Origin of the sequence: Streptomyces sp. NPDC059852 (genome assembly GCF_042731455.1) — a bacterium.
Taxonomy (GTDB): domain Bacteria; phylum Actinomycetota; class Actinomycetes; order Streptomycetales; family Streptomycetaceae; genus Streptomyces.
Genome location: NZ_JBHWJK010000021.1, coordinates 37714 through 60093, shown reverse-complemented (window position 1 = coordinate 60093; position 22380 = coordinate 37714). Strand labels below are relative to the sequence as shown.

Sequence of the window (22380 nt, the reverse complement as noted above, 5' to 3'; positions counted from 1 at the left end):
TATGACCACGCGACTTCTCCCGCCCGCCGGTCCCCGCCGCGTCCTCGCCCTGGCCCAGTTGAGCAACTCGGTCGGCGACGGCGCCTACTACACGACGTCCGCGCTCTACTTCACCCAGATCGTGGGGCTCGGCCCCGCCCGCGTGGGCCTCGGGCTGACGGTCGGCTGGGCGGTCGGCTCGCTGGCCGGGGTGCCGCTGGGGCGCCTCGCCGACCGGCGCGGGCCGCGCGGGACGGCGGTGCTGCTGGCCCTGGCGACCGGGCTGGCCGTGGCGTCCTTCACGGTGGTGCGCGGCTTCGTGCCGTTCGTCCTGGTCGCCTGCGTGTACGCCGCCGCGCAGTCCGGCCTCGCGGCGGCCCGTCAGGCGCTGCTCGCGGGGCTGGTGTCCGCCGGGGAGCGCACGGGGCTGCTGGCGCATCTGCAGTCGACGCTGAACGCCGGTCTGGCGGTGGGGGCCGGGCTCGGCGGGCTCGCGCTGCACGCCGGGACGCGGACGGCGTACCTGGCGGTGTTCACGCTGGACGGGCTGAGCTTCCTGCTGTGCGCCGGGCTGCTGCTGCGCCTGCCCGCCGTCCGGGCCGGGGCCGCGCGGCGGACCGGAGGACTCGGGGTGCTGCGGGACCGTCCCTACGCGGTGCTGGCGCTGCTCAACACCGTGCTGCTGCTGCGGCTTCCGCTGCTCAGTCTCGTCCTGCCGCTGTGGATCACGCGGCGGACCGACGCCCCCGCCTGGATGGTCTCCGCGCTGTTCGTGCTCAACACCGGTGCTGTGATGGCGTTCCAGGTGCGGGTGGCGCGCGGCGTCACGGGACCGGCGACGGCGACGCGGGCGATCCGCCGGGCCGGCTGGGTGATGCTCGCCGCGTGCGGGGCGTTCGCCCCGAGCGCGGGGGCCCCGCTGTGGCTGGGCGTCGGCGTGCTGGTGCTGGGCGCGATGCTCCAGGTGGTCGCCGAGATGGGGCAGTCGGCGGGGTCCTGGCAGCTGTCGTTCGACCTGGCCCCGCAGGGGCGCACCGGGGAGTACCAGGGCCTGTTCGGCACCGGCGTCACCGTCGCCCGGACCCTCGGCCCGCTCCTGCTGACGTCGCTGCTCGTCGACTGGGGGACACCGGGCTGGCTGACGCTGGGCGCGGTGATGCTGGCGGCGTCCTACGCGATGGGCCCGGCGACCCGGCACGCCCTGGGGCGGCGGGAGGAGGGCCGGGCGGGGGAGCGGGTGGTCGTGCCGGCGGCGTGACCGGGTGGCTCAGACGGCCACGAGCGCCGGGTCCTTCTTCCACTTGAGGATCTTCTCGAAGCTGACCACGGCACCGCTGCGGCCCGTCGGGCTGCCGAAGTGGACGTGGTCCGCGAGTTCCTCGATGAGGCACAGGCCCCGGCCGTGCTCGGCGTCGGAGGCGACCTGGCGGGTGGCGCGGCGTGGTGGGGTGAAGCCGGGGCCGGAGTCGGCGACCTCGATGTGACACCGCTCGCCGTCGAGGTAGGCCGTGACGCGGTACGCCTGGGGCGAGCCGTCGGGGGCGGTGGCGCCGCCGTGCTCGACGGCGTTCGCGCAGGCCTCGCTGAGGGCGACGGAGAGGTCGTAGGAGACGTCCGGGTCCACCCCCGCGGTCTCCATGGTGCCCATGAGCAGGCGCCGGGCGAGCGGCACGCTCGCGGCATCGCGCCGCAGATGGAGTGACCACCAGATGCTCATGCTCCAGCCTCCTGGCCGCGGCTCGACATACCGATACGTATTGCCGCGAGTGACCGGCCGTAAGCACATCCGTGACGTGACGCCGCCCATATGGTCGATGCGCCTATGCATGAATCGGTGTATGTGGTGGCGGGCCACACCAGAACGTGATCTTCCGGCCGTAAGTCATCTTGCGGACCTGCCGTATGGCGGCCGTGGGGCCAGTGCGATGATGAGCCCGCCATGTCTGCCCCCCACCCGCGCACAGCGCGCGCCGGAAGCGATCTCCGGGTACCGCGGGCCGCGGTCTTCGCCGCGGTCTGCGTCGTGCTGGCCGGAGTCGGGCACACGCTCGGCTCGTGCGCCTCGGTCCCGCTGTGGACGCTGGGCGCCGGGTTCCTGGGGGTCCTCCTCGTCACGGTGCCGCTCACCGGCCGGGTGCGCTCGCTGCCCGGCACGGCCGCGCTGCTCGCCGGCGGACAGACCGTCCTGCACACGTTGTTCGGGCTCGGACAGCACGGGGTGGTGACGGCCGGGGCGTCCTCCGCGGCCTCCGGCTCCTCCGGCTCCTCCGGCTCCTCCGGTCCGGTGTCCGACGCGGCGCTCGTCCAGCAGGCGGCGCGGCTCGTCTGCGGGACCGCCGCCGCGGCGATCAGTCCGGTCCAGGCCGAGCGGATCCTCACCGACGCCCGGGTCGCCCCGGGGACCGGGACGCACGCCGCGCACGTCCACGCGGACGCCCTGGCCTCGGCCGTGGACACGACGTCCGTGTCGCTGCTGCCGTCCCTGCCGATGCTGCTCGGCCACCTGCTCGCGGCGCTCGTCGCCGGGTGGCTGCTGCGGCGCGGGGACCTGGCGGTGCTGCGGCTCGCCGAGATGTCCGCGCTGTCCGCGCACGCGGTCGCCGAGGGCGCGCTCGTGCGTTCCCTGCGCGGGGCGCTCGCGCTGGTGCGCGCCCTGCGGGCCGGGCTGCCCGGCGCGCCCGAGGCGGGCCCGCGCCCTCCGCGGGCCGAGGGACACGCCCTCCCCGCCCCGCGCACCGTCGCGCTCCAGCACACCGTGATCAGGCGCGGCCCGCCGGCCGCCGCCGCGCTCTGCCTCGCCGCCTGACACGACGCGACCACCACTCCACCCATCGGGGGGGGGTGAAGAGGCCGCCGTCGTGCGGCACGCGCGCGTGCGCCCGCCCCGACCGAGGGGCGGTCCGGCACGCCGGTCACGGTGACCGGTTTTCCCGCCGATCACCCGTGATCAGGCACCTCCGCGCACGCGTACTCCTCTTCACCACCGGAAATCCCGTATCTCACCCACAGTGGAGTGCTCCGAATGAAGGCCTCTCGTCTCGCCGCCGCCGGCACCCTCGCCGGCACCGCCGTCCTCGTCCTGTCCGCGCCCGCGTTCGCCCATGTCAGCGTGCAGCCGGAGGGCGAAGCCGCCAAGGGCGGCTACGCGGTCGTCGACTTCAAGGTGCCCAACGAGCGCGACAACGCCTCGACCACCAAGCTCGAGGTCACCTTCCCGACCGACCACCCGCTGGCGTCCGTGATGCCGCAGCCGGTGCCCGGCTGGAAGGCCGAGGTCACCAAGTCCACCCTGGACAAGCCGCTGGAGCTGCACGGCAAGAAGATCACCGAGGCCGTCAGCAAGGTCACCTGGACCGCGGACGGCAAGGGCGTCGAGCCCGGCTTCTTCCAGAAGTTCCCGCTGTCCGTCGGCACCCTCCCCGAGGACACCGACCAGCTCGTCTTCAAGGCGGTGCAGACGTACTCCAACAAGGAGGTCGTCCGCTGGATCGAGGTGCCGCAGGAGGGCCAGGAGGAGCCCGAGAACCCGGCGCCCGTGCTCCAGCTGTCCGCTGCCGAGGAGGGCGGTCACCACGGCTCCGCCTCCGCCGACAAGGGCTCCGGCGACGCCGAGGCCGCCTCCGCGAAGACGTCCGCCGCCGAGCCCGCCGACAGCAGCGACACCACCGCCCGCGTCCTGGGCGTGGTCGGCATCGTCGTCGGCGCGCTGGGCGTGGCCTACGGCGTGCTCGCCGGCCGTCGGCGCACCGCCGCCTGACCCGTCCCGAACCCCATACCTCGGGTCGTCCCCGGCTTCCCGTCCGGCCCACACGCCGGACGGGGGCCGGGGGCGTCCCCCGGGAGACTGCACATGCGTAAGAAGACCTTCGCGGCGGCGGCCCTGCTCGCCGCCGCCACCCTGACCCTGACCGCGTGCGGCGGCGGTGACGGCGACGACGCCTCGCCGGTGACCGTGGTCTCCGAGGAGACCGGCTCCGACAAGGCCGCCATCGTCCTCGACAAGCCGTTCGAGAAGCCCGACCTGGTCCTCACCGACACCCACGGCGAGAAGTACGACCTGCGCAAGGAGACGGCGGGCAGGCCGACGCTGATCTACTTCGGCTACACCAACTGCCCCGACGTCTGCCCGACCACGATGAGCAACATCGCCGTGGCCAAGAAGCAGCTGCCCAAGGCCCAGCAGGACGCGCTGCGGATCGTCTTCGTCACGACCGACCCGGAGCGGGACACCGCCGCCGCGCTCGGCACGTGGCTCAAGGGCATCGACCCCCAGGTCGTGGGCCTGACCGGGGACTTCGACACCGTCCAGGCCGGCGCCCGCACCCTCGGCATCACCATCGAGGCGCCGCACAAGGACAAGAACGGCAAGGTCGTCTCCACCCACGGCACCCAGGTCGTCGCGTTCTCCCCGAAGACCGACGCCGGGTACGTCCTCTACACCGAGGACGCCACCGTGGACGACTACACCAAGGACCTCCCCGCGCTCATCAAGGGGGCCCGGCCGTGAGCCGACGCGTCGCACCCGTCACGCTCCTCGCCGGGGCGCTGCTCCTCGCGGGCTGCGCCTCCGACGACGACTCGGCGGCCGACCTGTCCGTCAGCGGCGCCTACATGCCGCAGCCGGTGTCCGACTCCATGGCGGCGGGCTTTCTGACGGTGACCAACGCGGGCGGTACGGAGGACGAACTGACCTCCGTGACCAGCGACATCGGTGAGGTGACCGCCCACGAGACGGTCGACTCGGCGATGCGGGAGGCGAAGGACCTCACGGTCCCCGCACACGGCACCCTCGTGTTCCGCAGCGGCGCCAACCATCTGATGTTCGAAAAGCTGAAGCGGAAGCCGCGGCAGGGCGAGAAGGTGACGGTGAAGCTCCACTTCGCGGAGTCGGGCACCGTCACGGTCGAGATCCCGGTGAAGTCCGCGACGTACAGCCCGAAGACCGGACACTGAGGGAGAGATCGCCTTGACGTCAACCATCGCCCCCCGGGTCCGGACACTGGTGCTGCTGCTCCTGGCCGCCACCGGCCTGCTCCTCGCCGGCGCCGGCCCGGTCTCCGCGCACGCCGCGCTGACCGGCAGCGACCCCCGGCAGGGGGCGGTGGTGGACAAGGCGCCGCAGCAGATCTCGCTGACCTTCTCCGAGAAGGTCGCCCTGTCCGACGACTCCCTGCGGGTCCTCGACCCCAAGGGCAAGCGCGTGGACCGCGGCGACCCCGCCGGCACCGGCGGGACGACCTACGCCGTGAAGCTGCACGGCGGCCTGCCCGACGGCACGTACACCGTCACCTACCAGGTGGTGTCCGAGGACAGCCATCCCGTCGCCGGGGCCTACACCTTCTCGATCGGCGCGCCCTCGCGGACCTCCGTCTCCGTCGACGGGCAGACCGCGGGCGGCGGGGTCGTCGGCGTGCTCTACGGCTTCGGCCGGTACGTGTCGTACGCCGGGTTCATCGTCCTCGTCGGCGGCGCCGCGTTCGTGCTCGGCTGCTGGCGGCGCGGGACGGCCGTGCGGTCGATGCAGCGGCTCGTGGTGTCCGGCTGGCTCGCGCTGACGGCGGCGACGCTCGGGCTGCTGCTCGTGCGGGGCTCCTACACCGGCAGCGGGAAGGTCGGCGACATCTTCGACCTGGACCTGCTCGGGCAGGTCCTCCAGACCAAGACCGGCGCGGCCCTCGTCTCACGGCTGCTGCTGCTCGCCGCGGCGGCGCTGTTCATCGCGGTGCTGTTCGGGGCGTACGACAAGCGGGACGACGAGGAGAAGCGGGACCTCACCTTCGGGCTCGCGATCGGCGGGACCGTCGTCGCGGCGGGGCTCGCGGCGAGCTGGGCGATGTCCGAGCACGCCTCGACCGGGCTCCAGCCGGGGCTGGCCATGCCGGTCGACGTGCTCCACCTGCTGGCCGTCGCGGGCTGGCTGGGCGGGCTGACCGCGCTGCTGGTGGCCCTGTACCGGGCGCCCGCGGAGACCCCCCTGGACGCGGCGGCCGTACGGCGGTTCTCGCAGCTGGCGTTCGGCAGCGTGCTGACGCTCGTCGCGACCGGCGTCTACCAGTCCTGGCGGCAGCTCGGGTCGTGGTCGGCGTTCACCGGCACCCGGTACGGGCAGCTGCTGCTCGTCAAGATCGGGCTCGTGGTGCTGCTGGTCGGCATCGCGTGGATATCGCGCCGGTGGACGGCACGGCTGGCGCAGTCCGGCGGGGCGGACGCCGAGACGGTGACGGAGGACGAGGACGACAAGGCCGAGAAGGAGCACGTCTCCGCCGGCGCCGGTGCGTCCGCCACGGCGAAGGGTGCCCCTGAGACCGGTGCCGCCGCCGGGGCCGGTTCCGCCGGCATCGACGGCTCCGACGGCGACTCCGAGCGGGCCGCGCAGCTCGCCCGGCAGCGGGCCGCCATCGACACCGCCCGGCGCAAGCGGGAGCGCGACGCCGACCCGAACCGCTTCGGGCTGCGCCGCTCGGTGCTCGCCGAGGCGGCTGTCGCCGTCGCCCTGCTCGCCGTCACGACCATGCTGACGTCGACCGAGCCGGGCCGTACCGAGGAGCAGGCCGCGGCGGCCACCTCGTCCGCGACCGAGGACGCGAACGCCGCCGGGGCGCTCACCCTGGACATGTCCTTCGACACCGGAGGCGAAGACGGCAAGGGCGTCGTACGGATCGACCTCGATCCCGCCCGCCCGGGCTCCAACGAGATGCACGTCTACGTGCTGCGGCCCAACGGGCGTGCCTTCGACGTCCCCGAGGTGAAGATCGCCTTCACCCTGGAGGAGCAGGACATCGGGCCGCTGCCCGTCGTCCCGGACCACATCTCCACCGGACACTGGTCGGCGAGCGGGGTGCAGATCCCGATGGCCGGCGACTGGAAGGTCGCCGTCACCGTGCGCACCTCCGACGTCGACCAGGCGACCGTCTCCAAGAACGCGCAGATCGGCTGAACCGCACCATGACCGACCAGTCCCTCCCCCAGGCCCGCCGCAGGCAGGCCGACGCCGTCGCCCCCGAGGCCCCCGAGGGGGGCGCGACCGGGGGCCCGGCCACGGGCGGGTTCTCGCGGCGCCGGCTGCTCGGGACCGCCGGGGCGACCGGCCTGGTGCTGGGCGCGGCGGGCGGGGCGGCCGGATACGCCGCCCGTCCGGCCGGGGCGACCCCGCTCAGCTCGCTGGGAGCGGGAGAGGTGATGTTTCACGGGAAACATCAGCCCGGCATCGTGCAGCGGCTCCAGGCCCGTGGTCATCTCGTCGCCTTCGACCTGGCGGCGGGCGCCGGGCGCAAGGAGGCGGCGGCACTGCTGCGCCGCTGGTCGGAGACGGCACGGCGGCTGATGGCGGGCGAGGCCGCCCGGCAGGAGGACACCGGGGTCGCCCTGGACGCCGGGCCGTCCTCCCTGACGATCACCTTCGGATTCGGGCACAGCTTCTTCGCCCGCACCGGTCTGGAGAAGCAGCGCCCGGTCGCGCTGGACCCGCTGCCTGAGTTCTCCTCCGACCGGCTGGACAAGACACGCGGCAACGGCGACCTGTGGGTGCAGATCGGCGCCGACGACGCGTTGGTCGCCTTCCACGCGCTGCGGGCCATCCAGAAGGACGCCGGCCGGGCCGCCCGGGTCCGCTGGCAGATGAACGGCTTCAACCGGTCCCCCGGCGCCACCGCGCACCCCATGACAGCCCGCAACCTGATGGGCCAGGTGGACGGCACCCGCAATCCGAAACCGGCGGACGCCGACTTCGACCGGCGGATCTTCGTCCCGGAGTCCGGCTCGCAGGACCCGGCGTGGATGGCGAACGGCTCCTACGCCGTCGTACGCCGGATCCGGATGCTCCTCGACGACTGGGAGCAGCTCTCCGTCAAGGAGCAGGAAGACGTCATCGGGCGCCGCAAGGCCGACGGGGCGCCGCTGACCGGCGGCACCGAGACGACCGAGATGGACCTGGAGAAGACGGACCAGGCGGGAAACCTGGTCGTCCCCCTCAACGCCCACGCGCGCATCACCCGGCCCGACCAGAACGGCGGGGCGGCGATCCTGCGCCGGCCCTTCTCGTACCACGACGGCATCGACGCCGACGGGGTGCCGGACGCCGGTCTGCTCTTCATCTGCTGGCAGGCCGACCCGCTGCGCGGCTTCGTCCCCCTCCAGCGCAAGCTCGACCGGGGCGACGCGCTGTCGCGGTACATCCGGCACGAGGCGAGCGGCCTCTTCGCGGTGCCGGGCGGCGCGGCCGAGGGGGAGTACGTGGGACAGCGGCTGCTGGAGGGGTGAGGAGCCCGGCGCGGGGAGCGGGGTGGCCGTGCGCCGGGAGCGGGGTGGCCGTGCGCCGGGAGCGGGGTCGCCCTCGCGGGTGGCCGGGCACGAAGGCGCACGCCCGGTTTCGTCAGGCCCATTAGGGTGAGGACATGCCAGCGAGCTATGCCTATCTGGGCCCCGAGGGCACCTTCACCGAGGTCGCCCTGCGCACGCTTCCCGAGGCCGCGACCCGGGAACTGATCCCGTACGTCTCCGTGCAGTCCGCGCTCGACGCCGTGCGCGTCGGCGAGGCGGAGGCCGCGTTCGTGCCGATCGAGAACTCCGTCGAAGGCGGCATCACGACCACGCTCGACGAGCTGGTCGCGGGCGCGCCACTAATGATCTACCGCGAGGTGCTGCTGTCGATCACCTTCGCGCTGCTGGTCAGGCCGGGAACCGAGCTGTCGGACATCAAGACGGTCTCCGCTCATCCGGCGGCGCAGCCCCAGGTGCGCAACTGGCTGAAGAACAACCTCCCGGACGCCCACTGGGAGTCCGCCGCGTCGAACGCGGACGCCGCGCGTCTGGTCCAGGAGGGCCAGTACGACGCCGCCTTCGCCGGTGAGTTCGCCGCCGCCCGGTACGGCCTGGTGGCACTGGAGACGGGGATCCACGACGCGGAGAACGCGCAGACGCGGTTCGTGCTGGTCGGCCGGCCCGCCCGGCCCGCCGCGCCGACCGGGGCGGACAAGACGTCGGTGGTGCTGTGGCAGCGGGACGACCATCCCGGTGGGCTGCGGGACCTGCTCGGCGAGTTCGCCACCCGCGGGATCAACCTGATGCTGCTCCAGTCCCGTCCGACGGGCGCGGGCATCGGCAACTACTGCTTCTGCATCGACGCCGAGGGGCACATCTCCGATCGCCGGGTCGCCGAGGCGCTGATGGGGCTGAAGCGGATCTGTCTGCAGGTGCGGTTCCTGGGCTCGTACCCGCGGGCGGACCTCACGCCGTCGGACGTGGAGCGGCCGCGCCTCGGGACGTCGGACGAGGAGTTCGTGGCGGCGGCGGACTGGTTGGCGCGCTGCCAGGACGGGCGCTTCTGAACGACGCAGGGGTGAGCCGGGCACAGCGGCATCGTCCGTCCTCGACCGGTCCTACCTGCTGATAGTCGTTATCCACAGGAGTTTTCCACAGGTCCGCTTCTCGACCTGGGGACAAGTCGACAGACAAGGGTGAGTCTGTCGACAAATCGGTCCCCTGCACCTCTCCCTGTCCACCTCCGCGCACATCACCCTTCGTCCACCCTTTTCCCTTGCGCCATCCTTTGAGGCGACCACTTTCCCTCCAGAGGTGCGGGTGAGGTGGGTTTGTCCTGGGAATCTTCGACGTGATCGCCATGTTGCGGAGTGATCGATTCCGACATCCACAGTTTTTCCACACAGCCTGTGGATAACTTTTCGGAGCCTGGGGATCCCTGTGGACAAGAGCCCCTCAAGTCCCGCTCCCCGCAAGGGAATCCAGTCAACGGCCCGCCCCGCAAGTGCTTCTTCCAGGGAGCCGGCCGCACTTTATTGACAGGGCTCGCAATTCCCCCATAACGCGACGTAAGCCGTGTTTCGGAATAGTGAGTCGTGGGCTCCTGCCGTGCCCCGGTAGCCTGGGGCACGTGATTGACCTTCGCCTGCTCCGTGAGGACCCCGACCGAGTGCGCGCCTCGCAGCGCGCCCGTGGAGAGGACGTCGCGCTCGTCGACTCCCTCCTGTCCGCCGACGAGCGGCGCAGGTCGTCCGGCGTCCGCTTCGACGAACTCCGCGCCGAGCAGAAGCAGCTCGGCAAGCTCATCCCGAAGGCGTCCGGGGACGAGAAGGCGGAGCTGCTGAAGAAGGCGAGCCAGCTGGCCGCCGACGTCAAGGCCGCCGACGCCGAGCGCGACGCCGCCGCCGCCGAGACCCAGGAGCTGCTGGCCCAGCTCGGCAACCTCGTGCACCCCGACGTGCCGGTCGGTGGCGAGGAGGACTTCGTCACGCTGGAGACCCACGGCGAGATCCGCGACTTCGCCGCCGAGGGCTTCGAGCCTAAGGACCACCTGGAGCTCGGCTCCCTGCTCGGCGCGATCGACGTCGAGCGCGGCGCCAAGGTCTCCGGCTCCCGCTTCTACTTCCTCACCGGCGTGGGCGCCCTCCTGGAGTTCGCCCTGGTGAACGCGGCGATCGCCCAGGCCACCGCGGCCGGCTTCACGCCCATGCTGACGCCCGCGCTGGTGCGCCCGCAGTCCATGGCCGGCACCGGCTTCCTCGGGCAGGCCTCCCAGGACGTCTACCACCTCGACAAGGACGACCTGTATCTGGTCGGCACCTCCGAGGTCGCCCTCGCGGCGTACCACATGGACGAGATCCTCGACGCCGACCAGCTGCCCCTGCGGTACGCGGGCTTCTCGCCCTGCTTCCGCCGTGAGGCCGGCTCGCACGGCAAGGACACCCGGGGCATCTTCCGCGTGCACCAGTTCGACAAGGTGGAGATGTTCTCCTTCGTCGACCCGGCGGACAGCCAGGCCGAGCACCGGCGTCTGCTGGACTGGGAGAAGCAGTGGCTGACGTCGCTGGAGCTGCCGTTCCGCGTCATCGACGTCGCCTCGGGCGACCTGGGCTCCTCGGCGGCCCGCAAGTTCGACTGCGAGGCGTGGATCCCGACGCAGGGCAAGTACCGCGAGCTGACGTCCACCTCGGACTGCACCGAGTTCCAGTCGCGCCGCCTGTCGATCCGCGTCCGTGACGGCAAGCAGGTCAAGCCGCTCGCCACGCTCAACGGCACCCTGTGCGCCGTCCCCCGCACGATCGTGGCCCTGCTGGAGAACCACCAGCAGGCCGACGGCTCCGTCCGGGTCCCCGAGGTCCTGCGCCCCTACCTGGGCGGCCGCGAGGTCCTGGAGCCGGTGGCCAAGTGAGCGGCACCGCCTGCGCCGACGACACCGAGGGCTCCGCGGCCGGTCTCCCGGCCGGCCGCGGCGGTCTGCCGTACAAGCTAGTGGCGACCGATCTCGACGGGACGCTGCTGCGCTCCGACGACTCGGTGTCACAGCGCACCCGTGACGCGCTCGCCGCGGCCACCGAGGCGGGTGCCGCGCACCTCGTCGTCACCGGCCGCGGCGTCCCGTGGACCCGCCACATCCTTCAGGACCTGGGCTACCAGGGCCTCGCGGTGTGCGGGCAGGGCGCGCAGGTGTACCACGCCGGGGAGAACCGGCTGCTGACGTCCGTGACGCTGGACCGGCAGCTCGGCGGTGTCGCGCTGGCCAAGATCGAGGCCGAGGTCGGCCCGCTGTACCTGGCGGCGAGCCGGGACGGCCTGGACGGGGACGTACTCGTCGGCCCGGGGTACGCGCTCACGGGCACGCTGCCCTCGACGCCGCTCACGGACGCGTCCGACCTGTGGAGCGCCCCGCTCAACAAGATCTACATACAGCACCCCGAGCTGTCGGACGACGAGCTGGCCGAGGCGGCCCGCCGGGCGGCGGGCGGTTTCGTCACGGTGGCGATGGCCGGTGAGGGCATCGTGGAGCTGCTGCCCCTGGGGCTGTCCAAGGCGACCGGGTTGTCCCTGGCGGCCCGCCGGCTGGGCGTGAAGGCCGCGGACACGATCGCCTTCGGCGACATGCCGAACGACATCCCGATGTTCGCGTGGGCCGCCCACGGCGTGGCCATGGCCAACGCCCACGCGGAGCTCAAGGCGATCGCGGACGAGGTCACGACGTCGAACGACGAGGACGGCATCGCAGTGGTCCTGGAGCGCCTACTCGGCTGACCGTCCGCACCCGGTCACCTGGAAGCGCCTGCACGGGCAACCGGTCCCACCCAAGGGGCGCGGGGAACTGCGCGACCGGCCACAACCGACCCGCAGCCGGCCGACCGCAGCCCGAGCCCCACGGCTCACCCGGCCCAGTCCCAGTGACAACGTCTCGCGGAGGATGCACGGATCGAACGTGCGCGGGGTCTCCCCCGACCACGGCTTAGCAAGCCGGTGCCTTACCTCTCGGCCAATCCTCCGGGTGGGCGGCCCACGCGAGAGCGACATCGCGTGCTCGAAGCGGCCGCCCCGGGCGACTCCCCTGCGGAAGCGGGCTCGACGGTGGGGTAACTACACCGGAACCCGCCGCGGGCCGCCCTGACGGGAGCTGAACGGACTGTCGTGCAGGGACATCGCTCAGCTCCTCTCCCAGACGGTGGCGCCGGACCCGGCCGGCGTCCTCGGCACAACCATGGTGCCGGGACGCCGACTTGGGCGCCACCGAATAAACCGGGCCGCGCTCACTCCTCGCCGGCGAGGGTCAGGGAGCGCAGCTTCTGGCCCGCGTACCAGGTGGCCAGCACGGTCACCAGCGCCAGCAGCACCGTGGCCGTCGTCAGACCGACGTCCGAGGTGACCATCTCACCGCCGGCGACCTTCTCCGCCACCGCCAGCGACCACTGCTGGACGCTCAGGGTGCGCGCGCCCGGCACCAGGGAGCCGAACAGCGCCTCCCAGACGAGGGCGTAGACGAGGCCGAAGACCACGGCGTGCCGGGAGACCGTGCCGAGGAGCAGGAACAGGGCGGCGTAGGCGATGGAGGCGACGAGGGCCGCCACCGTGTACGCGACGGCGATCTGCTGGCCGTTGCCGTTGAGGATGAAGCCCGCGACGAACGTCGGCAGCGCCGAGAACACCATCGTCACGGCGATCGCGACGATCAGCTTGGTGAAGATGATCGTGGGCCGCTTCACCGGCTTGGACAGCAGGTACACCACCGAGCCGTCGTCGATCTCGGGGCCGATGGCGCCGGTCCCGGCGATGACGCCGATGATCGGCACCATGGTGGCGAGCGCGAGCCCGCCGAGCAGGTCGGACGCGGTCTGGTCGTCGGCTCCCGCGAGACCGCGGACGGCCACGGCGATCACGATGAGCAGCAGCGGCAGCGCGCCCAGGATGAGGGCCCGGCGCCGGCCGAGCAGGGCTCGATAGGTGAGCCGGGCGACTGTGGGGTCGTACATCTTGGCCTCCTACGCCGCGACCAGATACGAGAAGACGGACTCGAGGGACTCGTCGGACGGCGAGACCGTGAGCAGGCGGATGCCGTGGTCGCGCGCCACCCTGGGCAGCAGGGCGGTGAACCGGCCGAAGTCGACGGCCTGGATGTGCAGCGCGCCCTCGGCCAGGTCGACCTCGATGCCGGACGTCGACGGGTCGGCGATCAGCGCCGCCGCGAGAGCGCGGTCGTCGCTGGAGCGCACCAGGTAGCGGTGCGGGCGGTCGGTCATCAGGCGGCGGATCTTGCGGAAGTCGCCGCTGGCCGCGTGCCGTCCGGCCACCACGACCTCGATGTGCCAGGCGAGCTGCTCGACCTCTTCGAGGATGTGGGAGGAGAACAGCACGGTGCGGCCCTCGTCGCCCATGCGGCGCAGCAGGTCCATCAGCTGCATGCGCTGGCGGGGGTCCATGCCGTTGAACGGCTCGTCGAGCAGCAGCAGCGACGGGTCGTGGACGAGGGCGCTCGCCATCTTCACGCGCTGGCGCATGCCCTTGGAGTACGTCTGGATCTTGCGGTCCTGCGCGTACTCCATCTCGACGGTGGCGAGCGCCTTCTGGGCGGCCTTGGCGCCGAGCCCGTGCAGTTCGGCGTTGGCGACGACGAACTCGCGGCCGGTCAGGAAGTCGTACATCGCCTCGCGCTCGGGGACGATGCCGATGTGCCGGTAGATGGCCTCGTTGCGCCAGACGGGTTGCCCGTCGAGGGTGACGGTGCCGGTGGAGGGGGCGAGGAAGCCGCCCATCATGTTGATGAGGGTGGACTTTCCGGCGCCGTTCGGGCCGAGGAGGCCGGTGACGCCGGGGCCGATCGTCATGGTGATGTCGTTGACGGCGACCACGTTGCCGAACCAGCGGGAGACGTGGTCGATCTGGAGCGTGGTCACAGTCCCACCTTCTTGTAGCGGCGCAGCAGGAGGCCGTAGGCGGCGGCGATCAGGCCGAGGACGACGACGACGTAGACGACGCCCTCCCCGGTGCTGGGGCCGACCCCGCCCGGGAACGCCGAGGTCGCGCCGAGGAAGGCGGACTGCACGCCGTCGATGAGCGTGACGGGCGAGAACAGCCCGATCCAGGCGATGGCCCCGCTGCCGCCCTCCTCGCCGAGGCTCTGCGCGTCGGCGATGGCCTGGAGCGTGGAGACCGCGCCGTAGGAGATGGTCATGACGGCGATCACGGCGGCGATGCCGAAGCCGCGGCGCGGCGTGACCGATGCGATGACCAGGCCGATGCCGGCGAACAGCAGGGAGAGCAGGGTCACCGAGACGAGTCCTTGCGCGAAGCCCTTGGTCTGGTCGGCGAAGTCCAGCTTGGCCAGCAGCGCGCCCACGTACAGCACCAGCAGGGGGGCCGCGGTCAGGATGAACAGCGCGGAGGCCAGGGCGGCGAACTTCGCCCGGACGTAGTCGGCGGTCTCGATGGGCCGCGAGAAGTACAGCGGCACGGTCTTGAAGCGCAGGTCGCGGGAGACCGACTGGGGTGCCTGCGAGGCGACGTACAGGCTGATGACGGCCTGCATGATGATCGCGTAGCGCGTGTAGTCGACCGGAAGGTCCTTGGCCTTGGTGGCGACCGCGACGGCCACCATGATGGCCGCGGGCACGCACATCACCACGAACAGCAGCATCGGCAGCACCTTGGACTTCACCGAGCGGCCGAGGCCGTAGGCGCCGCGCAGGGACTGCGAGTACAGCGAGCGGGTGGCGTACGAACGGCCCAGGCGCGGGCCGTCGTAGCTGCGGTAGCCGATGTTGTGGATCCGGGTCTGGTCACCCGGCTGCGGGGCCGGTGTCCGTGTGGGCTGCTCAACCGCCATGGCCGACCGCCTCCTTCCGCTGTGCGTCGGCGGTCTGCTCGCCGTCCTGGAAGACCTCGGAGATGTGGTGCCGGCGCTGCTCCATGCGGACCAGTCCGAGGCCGAGGTCGGCGACGACGTCCCGCACCAGGTCGTACGTCTCGTCGCCCTCCGCGGTGAGCAGCAGGATGTGCCCGGCACCGGGGAGGCCGGCGCTGCCGTCGAGGACGTCGACCCCGCGCGCGTGGAGCGCGTCGCGCACCGCGCGGGTGCCGTCCGGGTGCTCGTCGCTGTCGGTGACCTCGATGGCGAGGGTGGTGGTGGTCTGGGTGAAGTCGGTGGTGGAGCTGGAGCGCAGGAGCTTGCCGCCGTCGATGACGACGACGTGGTCGCAGGTGCGTTCCAGCTCGCCCAGCAGATGGGACGTGACCAGGACCGAGATGCCGAAGTCGGTGTGGATGCGCCGGATCAGGCCGAGCATCTCGTCGCGGCCGACCGGGTCGAGGCCGTTGGTCGGCTCGTCGAGGAAGACCAGCTGCGGGTCGTGCACCAGCGCCTGCGCGAGCTTGACGCGCTGCTTCATGCCCGTCGAGTAGCCGCCGATGGGGCGGTAGCGCTCCTCGTACAGGCCGACGTGGCGCAGGGTGTCGGCGGTGCGCTCGCGCGCGGCGGTCGGCGGCAGGCCGGACATGCGGGCCATGTGCACGACGAACTCGGTGGCCGAGACGTCGGGCGGCAGGCAGTCGTGCTCGGGCATGTAGCCAACACGCTCGCGGATGGCGGCGCCCTTGGTCGCGACGTCGAGTCCGAGCACTTCGGCACGGCCCTCGGTCGCGGGGGACAGACCCAGCAGGATCTTGATCATGGTGGACTTGCCGGCTCCATTGGCCCCGACGAGTCCGGTCACCCCGGGCCCGATGTCCATGGTCAGCCGGTCAAGCGCGGTCACCCGGGGGAACCGCTTGCTCAGGCTTTCGGTCGCGATCACAGTCACACCACGAAGGTAGTGACCCGCACCACGCCGGTCGTCACCCCGCAGAGCTGTTTCGGGGTCAGACTCCAGGACTACTCGGCCCTGGGGATCACCCTGAGGTCGAAGGGGCCTGGCCCTGATTTTCCCCATCGTGCGGCTTTTCCACAGGCGCCCGGTGACCCTGTTGACGCGATCTCCAACAGGTGTCAGATTCGCGGGTGTCACGTTACGGGCACGTACGGCGACCGGAGGGTGCGGGGGCCGGGTGCAGGGCGGAGGAGAAGTGACCCTTCAGGGTGCGCGTGAGCGCCGGGTGGCGACCGGCGGGGTCGAGCTGTGCGTCGCCGAGCTGGGCGACACCGCACGGCCGACGGTCGTCCTCGTGCACGGCTACCCGGACAGCAAGGAGGTGTGGTCCGAGGTCGCCGAGCGGCTGGCCGGGCACTTCCACGTCGTGCTGTACGACGTCCGGGGGCACGGCCGGTCCACGGCGCCCCGGCCGCTGCGCGGCGGGTTCACGCTGGAGAAGCTGACGGACGACTTCCTGGCCGTGGTGGACGCCGTCAGCCCGGACCGGCCGGTGCATCTCGTCGGGCACGACTGGGGCTCGGTGCAGGGCTGGGAGTTCGCCACCGTCGGGCGTACCGAGGGCCGCATCGCGTCCTTCACCTCGATGTCGGGGCCGTCCCTGGACCACTTCGGCCACTGGATCGGTGGGCGCCTGCGCCGTCCTACCCCGCGCCGGCTCGCGCAGCTGCTCGGGCAGGGCGCCAAGTCCTGGTACGTGTACGCGCTGCACACGCCGGTGCTGCCCGAGCTGGCCTGGCGCGGCCCCCTCGGCAGGCGCTGGCCGCGGATGCTGGAGCGCCTGGAGAAGGTGTCCGGCGACGGCTACCCCACCCCGTCCCTGCCCTCGGACGCGGCCCACGGGGCGTGGCTGTACCGGGACAACGTCCGGGCGCGGCTGCGCCGCCCGCGCGAGGACGCCTACGCGCACGCGCCCGTCCAGCTCATCACGCCCCTCGGGGACGTGTTCCTGTCGGAGCGGCTGTACGACGGTCTGGAGCAGTGGGTGCCGCGGCTGATCCGGCGCACCCTGGACGCCCGGCACTGGATACCGCGCACGCGCCCCGACCGGCTGGCCGGCTGGATCACCGAGTTCGTGACGTCGGTGGAGGACGGGCGGCCCGAGGAGGCTCCGGCGACCGGGAAACACGTGGACCGCTTCGCCGGGCAGCTGGTGCTGGTCACCGGCGCGGGCAGCGGCATCGGGCGGGCGACGGCGTACGCGTTCGCCGAGGCCGGGGCCCGCGTGGTGGCCGTGGACCGGGACGCCGAGTCCGCGGCGACGACCGCCGAGACGGCCCGGCTGATGGGCGCGCCCGCGTCCTGGGCGGAGACGGCCGACGTCTCCGACGGGCCGGCCATGGAGAAGCTGGCCGCGAAGGTCGCCGCCGAGTACGGCGTGGTGGACGTCCTGGTGAACAACGCCGGGATCGGTCTGGCGGGCTCCTTCTTCGACACCACCCCGGAGGACTGGAAGCAGGTCCTGGACGTCAATCTGTGGGGCGTCATCCACGGCTGCCGGCTGTTCGGGAGGCAGATGGCCGAGCGGGGGCAGGGCGGCCACATCGTCAACGTCGCCTCGGCCGCCGCCTACCAGCCGTCGAGGGCGCTGCCCGCCTACAGCACCTCCAAGGCGGCCGTGCTGATGCTGAGCGAGTGCCTGCGCGCGGAGCTGGCGGGACAGGACATCGGGGTGACGGCGATCTGCCCGGGGTTCGTCAACACGCCGATCACCTCGACCGCGCGCTTCGCCGGGGTGGACGCCGAGGAGGAGCGGCGGCTCCGGAAGCGGTCGGCGCGCTGGTACGGCCTGCGGAACTACCCGGCGGAGAAGGTCGCCGACGCCGTCCTGCGGGCGGTGGTGCGGGGTGACGCGGTGGTCCCGGTGACGCCGGAGGCCCGCGCGTCGTATCTGCTGGCGCGGTTCGCCCCGAGAGCGCTGCGCAGGATCGCGCGCGTACGGCCGCGACTGTAGGCCGGTGGCCGGTTCCGTCTCCCAACACCCCCGGCTCCGGCGGCCGTTTCTCCACAGGATCGCCAATTCCCCTGTGGATAACCGCACTTGGCTGTGGACCAAACCTCCTGCGCGAAATCGTTCGCGTGATTCGTCTCGCTCCCGGCACGCTGGTGGGCATGGACGAGAGACGCACCGTGAAGGTGTCCAAGTATCTGTCGAAGCATCTGCGCCACCAGCCACAGCGGATCGGTCTCACGTTGGACGAGGGCGGCTGGGTGGAGATCGACACGCTGATCGCCGCCGCGAGAGCGCACGGTTTCCCCTTCACCCGCGACGAGCTGGACCACGTGGTCGCGGCCAACGACAAGAAGCGCTTCGCCGTGGACGGCACCCGTATCCGCGCCAGCCAGGGCCACAGCGTCGAGGTGGACCTGGGACTGCCCCCGGCCACCCCGCCGCCGTACCTCTACCACGGGACCGTGGCGGCTCATCTGGACGCGATCCGCGCCGAGGGGCTGCGGCCCATGAACCGGCATGACGTGCATCTGTCGCCGGACCGCGACACCGCCACCCGCGTCGGCGCCCGGCGCGGCCGCCCGGTCGTGCTGTCCGTGGACACCGGCGCCATGCACCGCGACGGGCATGTCTTCCAGGTCAGCGCCAACGGAGTCTGGCTGACGAAGGCCGTGCCGCCGGAGTACCTGCGGTTTCCCGAGGCGCACTGACCTTGATCGGCCCCGCGCGACCGGCTCCTCCTGCATGATCGGTGGTATGGACCACTTCCCCACCACCGAGTCCGCCGTGACCGCGCTGCGTGACCTCGCCGCCGCCTACGACCGTGCCATCGAGGTGACCCATGACATCGGCGCCGACCAGACGTCCCGCCGCGGTGCCGCCGGGGTCGGCGTGACCATGGACCCGGACGGCTCGCTGCCGCACGAGGCGTACGTCGAGCTGGGCGGCTCTCCCCGCGTGAGCGTGCGGCTCTATCCGGACGACGACGCGCTGGTGACCGTCGAGGGCGTCGACTGCCCCGACGTCGACCGTGACGACGTACCCGCCTTCGTCCGGTCCGTCTACGACGGCCTCGCCCATGTCCGGGCCCGCCGTTTCCCGCCCGGCCACTTTCTGATCGTGCCGCTGCCCGGGGACCGTACGCACCGGGAGTTTCTGCCGATGCTCAGCCTCACTCCGTGGCTGAGTGCGCGCGTGCGGTGACCGTTTCACGTGAAACCGGCCGGGCCGCATACGCTCGACGCATGAGTCTTCGCCTGAGCACCGTGATCCTCCCGTATCGCCGCTGGTCCGAGGGAGGCCGCGAGGCATGGCAGCGGGCGGAGCAGCTCGGCTTCCACGCCGCCTACACCTACGACCATCTGTCCTGGCGGAGCTTCCGGGACGGGCCGTGGTTCGGTGCCGTGCCCACGCTGACCGCCGCCGCGGCCGTCACCGACCGGATGCGGCTGGGGACGCTGGTGACCTCGCCGAACTTCCGGCACCCGGTGACCCTCGCCAAGGATCTGATCTCCCTCGACGACGTCTCGGGCGGCCGGGTCACCCTCGGGGTCGGTGCCGGCGGCACTGGCTTCGACGCCACCGCGCTGGGCCAGGACCCCTGGACCCCGCGCGAGCGCGCCGACCGGTTCGCCGAGTTCGTCGGGCTGCTGGACCGGCTGCTCACCGAGGACTCGGTGTCGTACCGGGGCGAGTTCTACTCGGCGCACGAGGCCCGCAACATCCCGGGCTGTGTGCAGCGCCCCCGGCTGCCCTTCGCGGTGGCCGCGACCGGGCCGCGCGGACTGCGTCTGGCGGCACGGTTCGGGCAGGCGTGGGTCACCACGGGCGACCCCAAGCTGTACGAGAACGGCACTCCCGAGCAGTCGGTTCAAGCCATTCGCGGGCAGCTCGCGAAGCTGGGCGACGCGTGCGCGGAGGCCGGCCGGGACCCGGGTTCGCTCGACAAGGTGCTGCTGACCGGGTTCACCCCGGACCGGGCGCGCCCGCTGGGGTCGCTGGACGCGTTCGTGGACTTCGCAGGCCGCCATCAGGAGCTCGGATTCACGGAGATCGTGGTGCACTGGCCGATCCCGGACTCGGACTTCGCGGCCGATATGAAGGTCTTCGAGCAGATCGCCATGGAGGCGAAGGCCCAGCTCGCGTGAGCCGGGCGGCCGGGGCGGATACCCGGAGGAGGACGCGGGTGCGGGCGGTCCCGCCGGTACCCACGGGGGCGGTATCTCCTCAGGTACCGCATCAGATGTGCGGACTCCTGCACGGGCGTGCAGGCATATGCGGGAGAATGACCAGGTGACCTCAGCGACTCGACAGCCTCAGAACCCGGCGTCCCCCGCGCTCTCGACCTCGCTCGGGCGCGACGGCGGGCCCGTCGTCCGCCCGCGGCTCATCGCCACCGATCTGGACGGCACGCTGCTGCGGGACGACAAGTCGGTCTCCCCGCGCACGGTCGCCGCGCTGGCCGCCGCAGAGAAGGCGGGCGTCGAGGTGTTCTTCGTGACCGGCCGCCCCGCGCGCTGGATGGACGTCGTCAGCGACCACGTCCACGGTCACGGCCTGGCGATCTGCGGCAACGGCGCCGCCGTGGTCGACCTGCACGGCGGTCCCGGCGCCCACCGGTTCGTGAAGGTCCGCGAGCTGGCCCGGGAGAACGCGCTGGACGCCGTACGGCTGCTGCGGGACGCGGCGCCGGGCACGGTCTACGCGGTCGAGCAGACCTACGGCTTCCACCAGGAGCCGGACTATCCCAAGCTGCACATGGAGATCCCGGACGAGCTGGCCCCGGCCGAGGACATCCTGGCGCCGGACGGGCCCGGTGCCGGCGAGCCGGTGCTGAAGATCCTCGCCTACCACCCCACGCTGGACCCCGACGCCTTCCTGACCCTCGCCCGGGTCGCGATCGGGGACCGCGCCGGTGTCACCCGCTCCAGCCCCAGCGCCCTGCTGGAGATCAGCGGCCCCGACGTCTCCAAGGCCAGCACCCTCGCGCTGTGCTGCGCCGAGCGCGGTATCTCGCACGAGGAGGTCGTCGCCTTCGGGGACATGCCGAACGACGTCGAGATGCTGACCTGGGCGGGCCGCTCCTACGCGATGGGCAACGCACACCCGGACGCGGTCGCCGCCGCCTCCGGCCGGACCGTCGCCAACAACGAGGACGGCGTCGCCGTCGTCATCGAGCGGCTGCTGACGGAGCACGCCTGACCCGCGTCATCCGAGCCGCACGCCCCGCTGCTCCAGCCAGGGCACCGGGTCCACCGCCGACCCCATCTCGGGGGTGATCCGCACCTCGAAGTGCAGGTGCGGGCCCGTGGAGTTGCCGGTGGTGCCGGACTGCCCGATCCACTGGCCCGCGTCCACGCGCTCGCCCTGGTCGACCGCGACGGACGCCAGGTGCGCGTACTGCGTGTAGTAGCCGTCGGTGTGCAGGACGACGACCTCCATGCCGAAGGCCCCGCCGCACGACACCTTGACCACACGGCCGTCCGCCACCGACCGCACCGGCGTGCCGATCGGCACGGCGAAGTCCTGCCCGGTGTGCCGGTGCGCCCACCGCTGCCCGCCGCTGCCGAAGGACGCCGACAGGGCGTAGGACTCGACCGGGGTGACCCAGGCGGCGGAGAGCTTCTTCCGCTTCTGGTCGAGCCGCACGGCACCGGGGCAGGAGCCGGCCGCCACGGCGGCGTCCGCCTGCCCCTGCAACTCCCACCGCGCCGCGTCCAGCGTGCGCTCCACCGTCTTCTTCAGCTCGGCGAGTTCGGTGTTGCGCCTCTCCAGGCCCTCCCACGCGGCGACGGCCCTCGCCTCGTCCTTCTCCAGCCGGTCCTCGGCGCGGCGGCTCTTCTCGATGGCGTTGTTGACGGCCAGGTTGGTCTGAGAGAACACGTGCTGACCGCGCATCAGCTCCTCGGGGCTCGACGCGAGGACGATCTGCGCCGTCAGCGGCATCCCGCCGCTGGTGCGGTACTGGGCCCGCGCGATCCTCCCCAGGTCCTCCCGCAGCACGCCGAGCTCCCGCCGCTCACGGTCGAGCAGCTTTTCGACCCGCAGCGCCTGGGCGCGATGTGCCTCGGCCTCCTGCCGTCCCCGCTCGTAGCGCCGTGTCGCCAGCGCCGCGTCCTCGTACAGCCGCACCACCTGGACGCTCAGGCCGAGCGCGCCGGGGCCGTCGTTCCCCGGGGAGTCCGTGTCGTCGGCGACGGAGACGGCGGGCCGGGACATCAGCAGGACGAGCGCGCACAGCAGCACCGGAACGACCCGGGGACCACGGCGATGTGAACGCATGTCAGCGATCCTGGACCCGGCACCGGAGCCGGG

The 22380-nt window shown here is 72.3% G+C and carries 21 protein-coding genes and 1 tRNA gene; 15 read left to right on the top strand and 7 right to left on the bottom strand.

The features are described 5' to 3' along the window. The first annotated feature begins 1 nt into the window (after position 1). Positions 2–1237: an MFS transporter gene (locus tag ACFV46_RS24845; protein WP_385499735.1), complete on the top strand. Its 1236-nt coding sequence runs from the start codon at positions 2–4 to the stop codon at positions 1235–1237. Between the two features lie 9 nt (positions 1238–1246). On the opposite strand, the gene ACFV46_RS24840 is transcribed toward ACFV46_RS24845, so the two are convergent. Then, complete coding sequence (locus ACFV46_RS24840; RefSeq protein ID WP_361928322.1) at positions 1247–1696, bottom strand: ATP-binding protein; 450 nt, start codon at positions 1694–1696, stop codon at positions 1247–1249. A 222-nt stretch (positions 1697–1918) separates the two neighbouring features. Between ACFV46_RS24840 and ACFV46_RS24835 the strand changes: the two genes are divergently transcribed. The 9 genes from ACFV46_RS24835 (at position 1919) to ACFV46_RS24795 (ending at position 12003) form a co-directional block, all read left to right on the top strand. Then, positions 1919–2785, top strand: coding sequence for a hypothetical protein (locus ACFV46_RS24835; protein WP_385499734.1), 867 nt, complete (start codon positions 1919–1921; stop codon positions 2783–2785). Positions 2786–3001: 216 nt separating this feature from the next. Continuing rightward, positions 3002–3736: a YcnI family protein gene (locus ACFV46_RS24830; protein ID WP_361928317.1), complete on the top strand. Its 735-nt coding sequence runs from the start codon at positions 3002–3004 to the stop codon at positions 3734–3736. A 93-nt stretch (positions 3737–3829) separates the two neighbouring features. Beyond that, complete coding sequence (locus ACFV46_RS24825; protein WP_385499731.1) at positions 3830–4486, top strand: SCO family protein; 657 nt, start codon at positions 3830–3832, stop codon at positions 4484–4486. Continuing rightward, a complete protein-coding gene (locus ACFV46_RS24820) occupies positions 4483–4932 on the top strand; it encodes a copper chaperone PCu(A)C (RefSeq protein ID WP_385499730.1) in 450 nt (149 codons plus the stop codon). The genes ACFV46_RS24825 and ACFV46_RS24820 overlap by 4 nt, the downstream gene beginning before the upstream one ends. A 13-nt stretch (positions 4933–4945) precedes the next feature. Continuing rightward, positions 4946–6916: a copper resistance CopC/CopD family protein gene (locus ACFV46_RS24815; RefSeq protein ID WP_385499729.1), complete on the top strand. Its 1971-nt coding sequence runs from the start codon at positions 4946–4948 to the stop codon at positions 6914–6916. An 8-nt stretch (positions 6917–6924) separates the two neighbouring features. Then, positions 6925–8238 (top strand): iron uptake transporter deferrochelatase/peroxidase subunit, encoded by a 1314-nt coding sequence (gene efeB / locus ACFV46_RS24810; RefSeq protein WP_385499728.1) that lies wholly within the window; start codon positions 6925–6927, stop codon positions 8236–8238. Positions 8239–8372: 134 nt separating this feature from the next. Next, positions 8373–9305 (top strand): prephenate dehydratase, encoded by a 933-nt coding sequence (pheA, locus tag ACFV46_RS24805; protein WP_385499726.1) that lies wholly within the window; start codon positions 8373–8375, stop codon positions 9303–9305. 563 nt (positions 9306–9868) lie between these two features. After that, positions 9869–11146 carry a serine--tRNA ligase gene (gene serS / locus ACFV46_RS24800; RefSeq protein WP_385499724.1) on the top strand — a complete coding sequence of 426 codons (1278 nt, stop codon included), beginning with the start codon at positions 9869–9871 and terminating at the stop codon, positions 11144–11146. 65 nt (positions 11147–11211) lie between these two features. After that, on the top strand, positions 11212–12003 hold the full coding sequence (locus ACFV46_RS24795) for an HAD family hydrolase (protein WP_385499782.1): 792 nt from the start codon (positions 11212–11214) through the stop codon (positions 12001–12003). Between the two features lie 157 nt (positions 12004–12160). Here ACFV46_RS24795 and ACFV46_RS24790 read toward each other — a convergent pair. The 5 genes from ACFV46_RS24790 to ACFV46_RS24770 form a co-directional block, all read right to left on the bottom strand. Beyond that, a tRNA-Ser gene (locus ACFV46_RS24790) sits at positions 12161–12245 on the bottom strand. Positions 12246–12506: 261 nt separating this feature from the next. After that, positions 12507–13226 carry an ABC transporter permease subunit gene (locus tag ACFV46_RS24785; protein WP_055620998.1) on the bottom strand — a complete coding sequence of 240 codons (720 nt, stop codon included), beginning with the start codon at positions 13224–13226 and terminating at the stop codon, positions 12507–12509. Between the two features lie 9 nt (positions 13227–13235). Beyond that, the gene (locus tag ACFV46_RS24780) at positions 13236–14147 is read right to left on the bottom strand and encodes an ABC transporter ATP-binding protein (protein WP_361928298.1); all 912 of its coding nucleotides are present in this window, start codon (positions 14145–14147) and stop codon (positions 13236–13238) included. After that, positions 14144–15076, bottom strand: coding sequence for an ABC transporter permease (locus tag ACFV46_RS24775; protein ID WP_361928296.1), 933 nt, complete (start codon positions 15074–15076; stop codon positions 14144–14146). Before ACFV46_RS24775 ends, ACFV46_RS24780 begins: the two co-directional genes overlap by 4 nt. Next, the gene (locus tag ACFV46_RS24770) at positions 15066–16043 is read right to left on the bottom strand and encodes an ABC transporter ATP-binding protein (RefSeq protein ID WP_376727692.1); all 978 of its coding nucleotides are present in this window, start codon (positions 16041–16043) and stop codon (positions 15066–15068) included. Before ACFV46_RS24770 ends, ACFV46_RS24775 begins: the two co-directional genes overlap by 11 nt. A gap of 268 nt (positions 16044–16311) precedes the next feature. Here ACFV46_RS24770 and ACFV46_RS24765 point away from each other — a divergent pair, with 268 nt between their 5' ends. The 5 genes from ACFV46_RS24765 (at position 16312) to ACFV46_RS24745 (ending at position 21267) form a co-directional block, all read left to right on the top strand. Continuing rightward, positions 16312–18069: an SDR family oxidoreductase gene (locus tag ACFV46_RS24765; protein WP_385499722.1), complete on the top strand. Its 1758-nt coding sequence runs from the start codon at positions 16312–16314 to the stop codon at positions 18067–18069. 158 nt (positions 18070–18227) lie between these two features. After that, positions 18228–18776 carry an RNA 2'-phosphotransferase gene (locus ACFV46_RS24760; protein ID WP_385499720.1) on the top strand — a complete coding sequence of 183 codons (549 nt, stop codon included), beginning with the start codon at positions 18228–18230 and terminating at the stop codon, positions 18774–18776. 46 nt (positions 18777–18822) lie between these two features. Beyond that, positions 18823–19269, top strand: a complete 447-nt coding sequence (locus ACFV46_RS24755) for a hypothetical protein (protein WP_385499718.1) — start codon at positions 18823–18825, stop codon at positions 19267–19269. A 41-nt stretch (positions 19270–19310) separates the two neighbouring features. Continuing rightward, a complete protein-coding gene (locus tag ACFV46_RS24750) occupies positions 19311–20213 on the top strand; it encodes an LLM class flavin-dependent oxidoreductase (RefSeq protein WP_385499715.1) in 903 nt (300 codons plus the stop codon). Between the two features lie 127 nt (positions 20214–20340). Next, positions 20341–21267 (top strand): HAD hydrolase family protein, encoded by a 927-nt coding sequence (locus ACFV46_RS24745; RefSeq protein ID WP_385499713.1) that lies wholly within the window; start codon positions 20341–20343, stop codon positions 21265–21267. Between the two features lie 6 nt (positions 21268–21273). On the opposite strand, the gene ACFV46_RS24740 is transcribed toward ACFV46_RS24745, so the two are convergent. Beyond that, entirely contained in the window at positions 21274–22347 is a 1074-nt protein-coding gene (locus ACFV46_RS24740) for a M23 family metallopeptidase (protein WP_385499712.1), read from the bottom strand. Positions 22348–22380 lie beyond the last annotated feature (33 nt).

What these genes read in the sequence shown, in the direction of transcription:
- ACFV46_RS24845 (WP_385499735.1), top strand. Translation starts at nt 2, where the DNA reads ATGACCACGCGACTTCTCCCGCCCGCCGGTCCCCGCCGCGTCCTCGCC.
- ACFV46_RS24840 (WP_361928322.1), bottom strand. Translation starts at nt 1,696, where the DNA reads ATGAGCATCTGGTGGTCACTCCATCTGCGGCGCGATGCCGCGAGCGTG.
- ACFV46_RS24835 (WP_385499734.1), top strand. Translation starts at nt 1,919, where the DNA reads ATGTCTGCCCCCCACCCGCGCACAGCGCGCGCCGGAAGCGATCTCCGG.
- ACFV46_RS24830 (WP_361928317.1), top strand. Translation starts at nt 3,002, where the DNA reads ATGAAGGCCTCTCGTCTCGCCGCCGCCGGCACCCTCGCCGGCACCGCC.
- ACFV46_RS24825 (WP_385499731.1), top strand. Translation starts at nt 3,830, where the DNA reads ATGCGTAAGAAGACCTTCGCGGCGGCGGCCCTGCTCGCCGCCGCCACC.
- efeB (WP_385499728.1), top strand. Translation starts at nt 6,925, where the DNA reads ATGACCGACCAGTCCCTCCCCCAGGCCCGCCGCAGGCAGGCCGACGCC.
- pheA (WP_385499726.1), top strand. Translation starts at nt 8,373, where the DNA reads ATGCCAGCGAGCTATGCCTATCTGGGCCCCGAGGGCACCTTCACCGAG.
- ACFV46_RS24785 (WP_055620998.1), bottom strand. Translation starts at nt 13,226, where the DNA reads ATGTACGACCCCACAGTCGCCCGGCTCACCTATCGAGCCCTGCTCGGC.
- ACFV46_RS24775 (WP_361928296.1), bottom strand. Translation starts at nt 15,076, where the DNA reads ATGGCGGTTGAGCAGCCCACACGGACACCGGCCCCGCAGCCGGGTGAC.
- ACFV46_RS24760 (WP_385499720.1), top strand. Translation starts at nt 18,228, where the DNA reads ATGGACGAGAGACGCACCGTGAAGGTGTCCAAGTATCTGTCGAAGCAT.
- ACFV46_RS24755 (WP_385499718.1), top strand. Translation starts at nt 18,823, where the DNA reads ATGGACCACTTCCCCACCACCGAGTCCGCCGTGACCGCGCTGCGTGAC.
- ACFV46_RS24750 (WP_385499715.1), top strand. Translation starts at nt 19,311, where the DNA reads ATGAGTCTTCGCCTGAGCACCGTGATCCTCCCGTATCGCCGCTGGTCC.
- ACFV46_RS24745 (WP_385499713.1), top strand. Translation starts at nt 20,341, where the DNA reads ATGCGGGAGAATGACCAGGTGACCTCAGCGACTCGACAGCCTCAGAAC.
- ACFV46_RS24740 (WP_385499712.1), bottom strand. Translation starts at nt 22,347, where the DNA reads ATGCGTTCACATCGCCGTGGTCCCCGGGTCGTTCCGGTGCTGCTGTGC.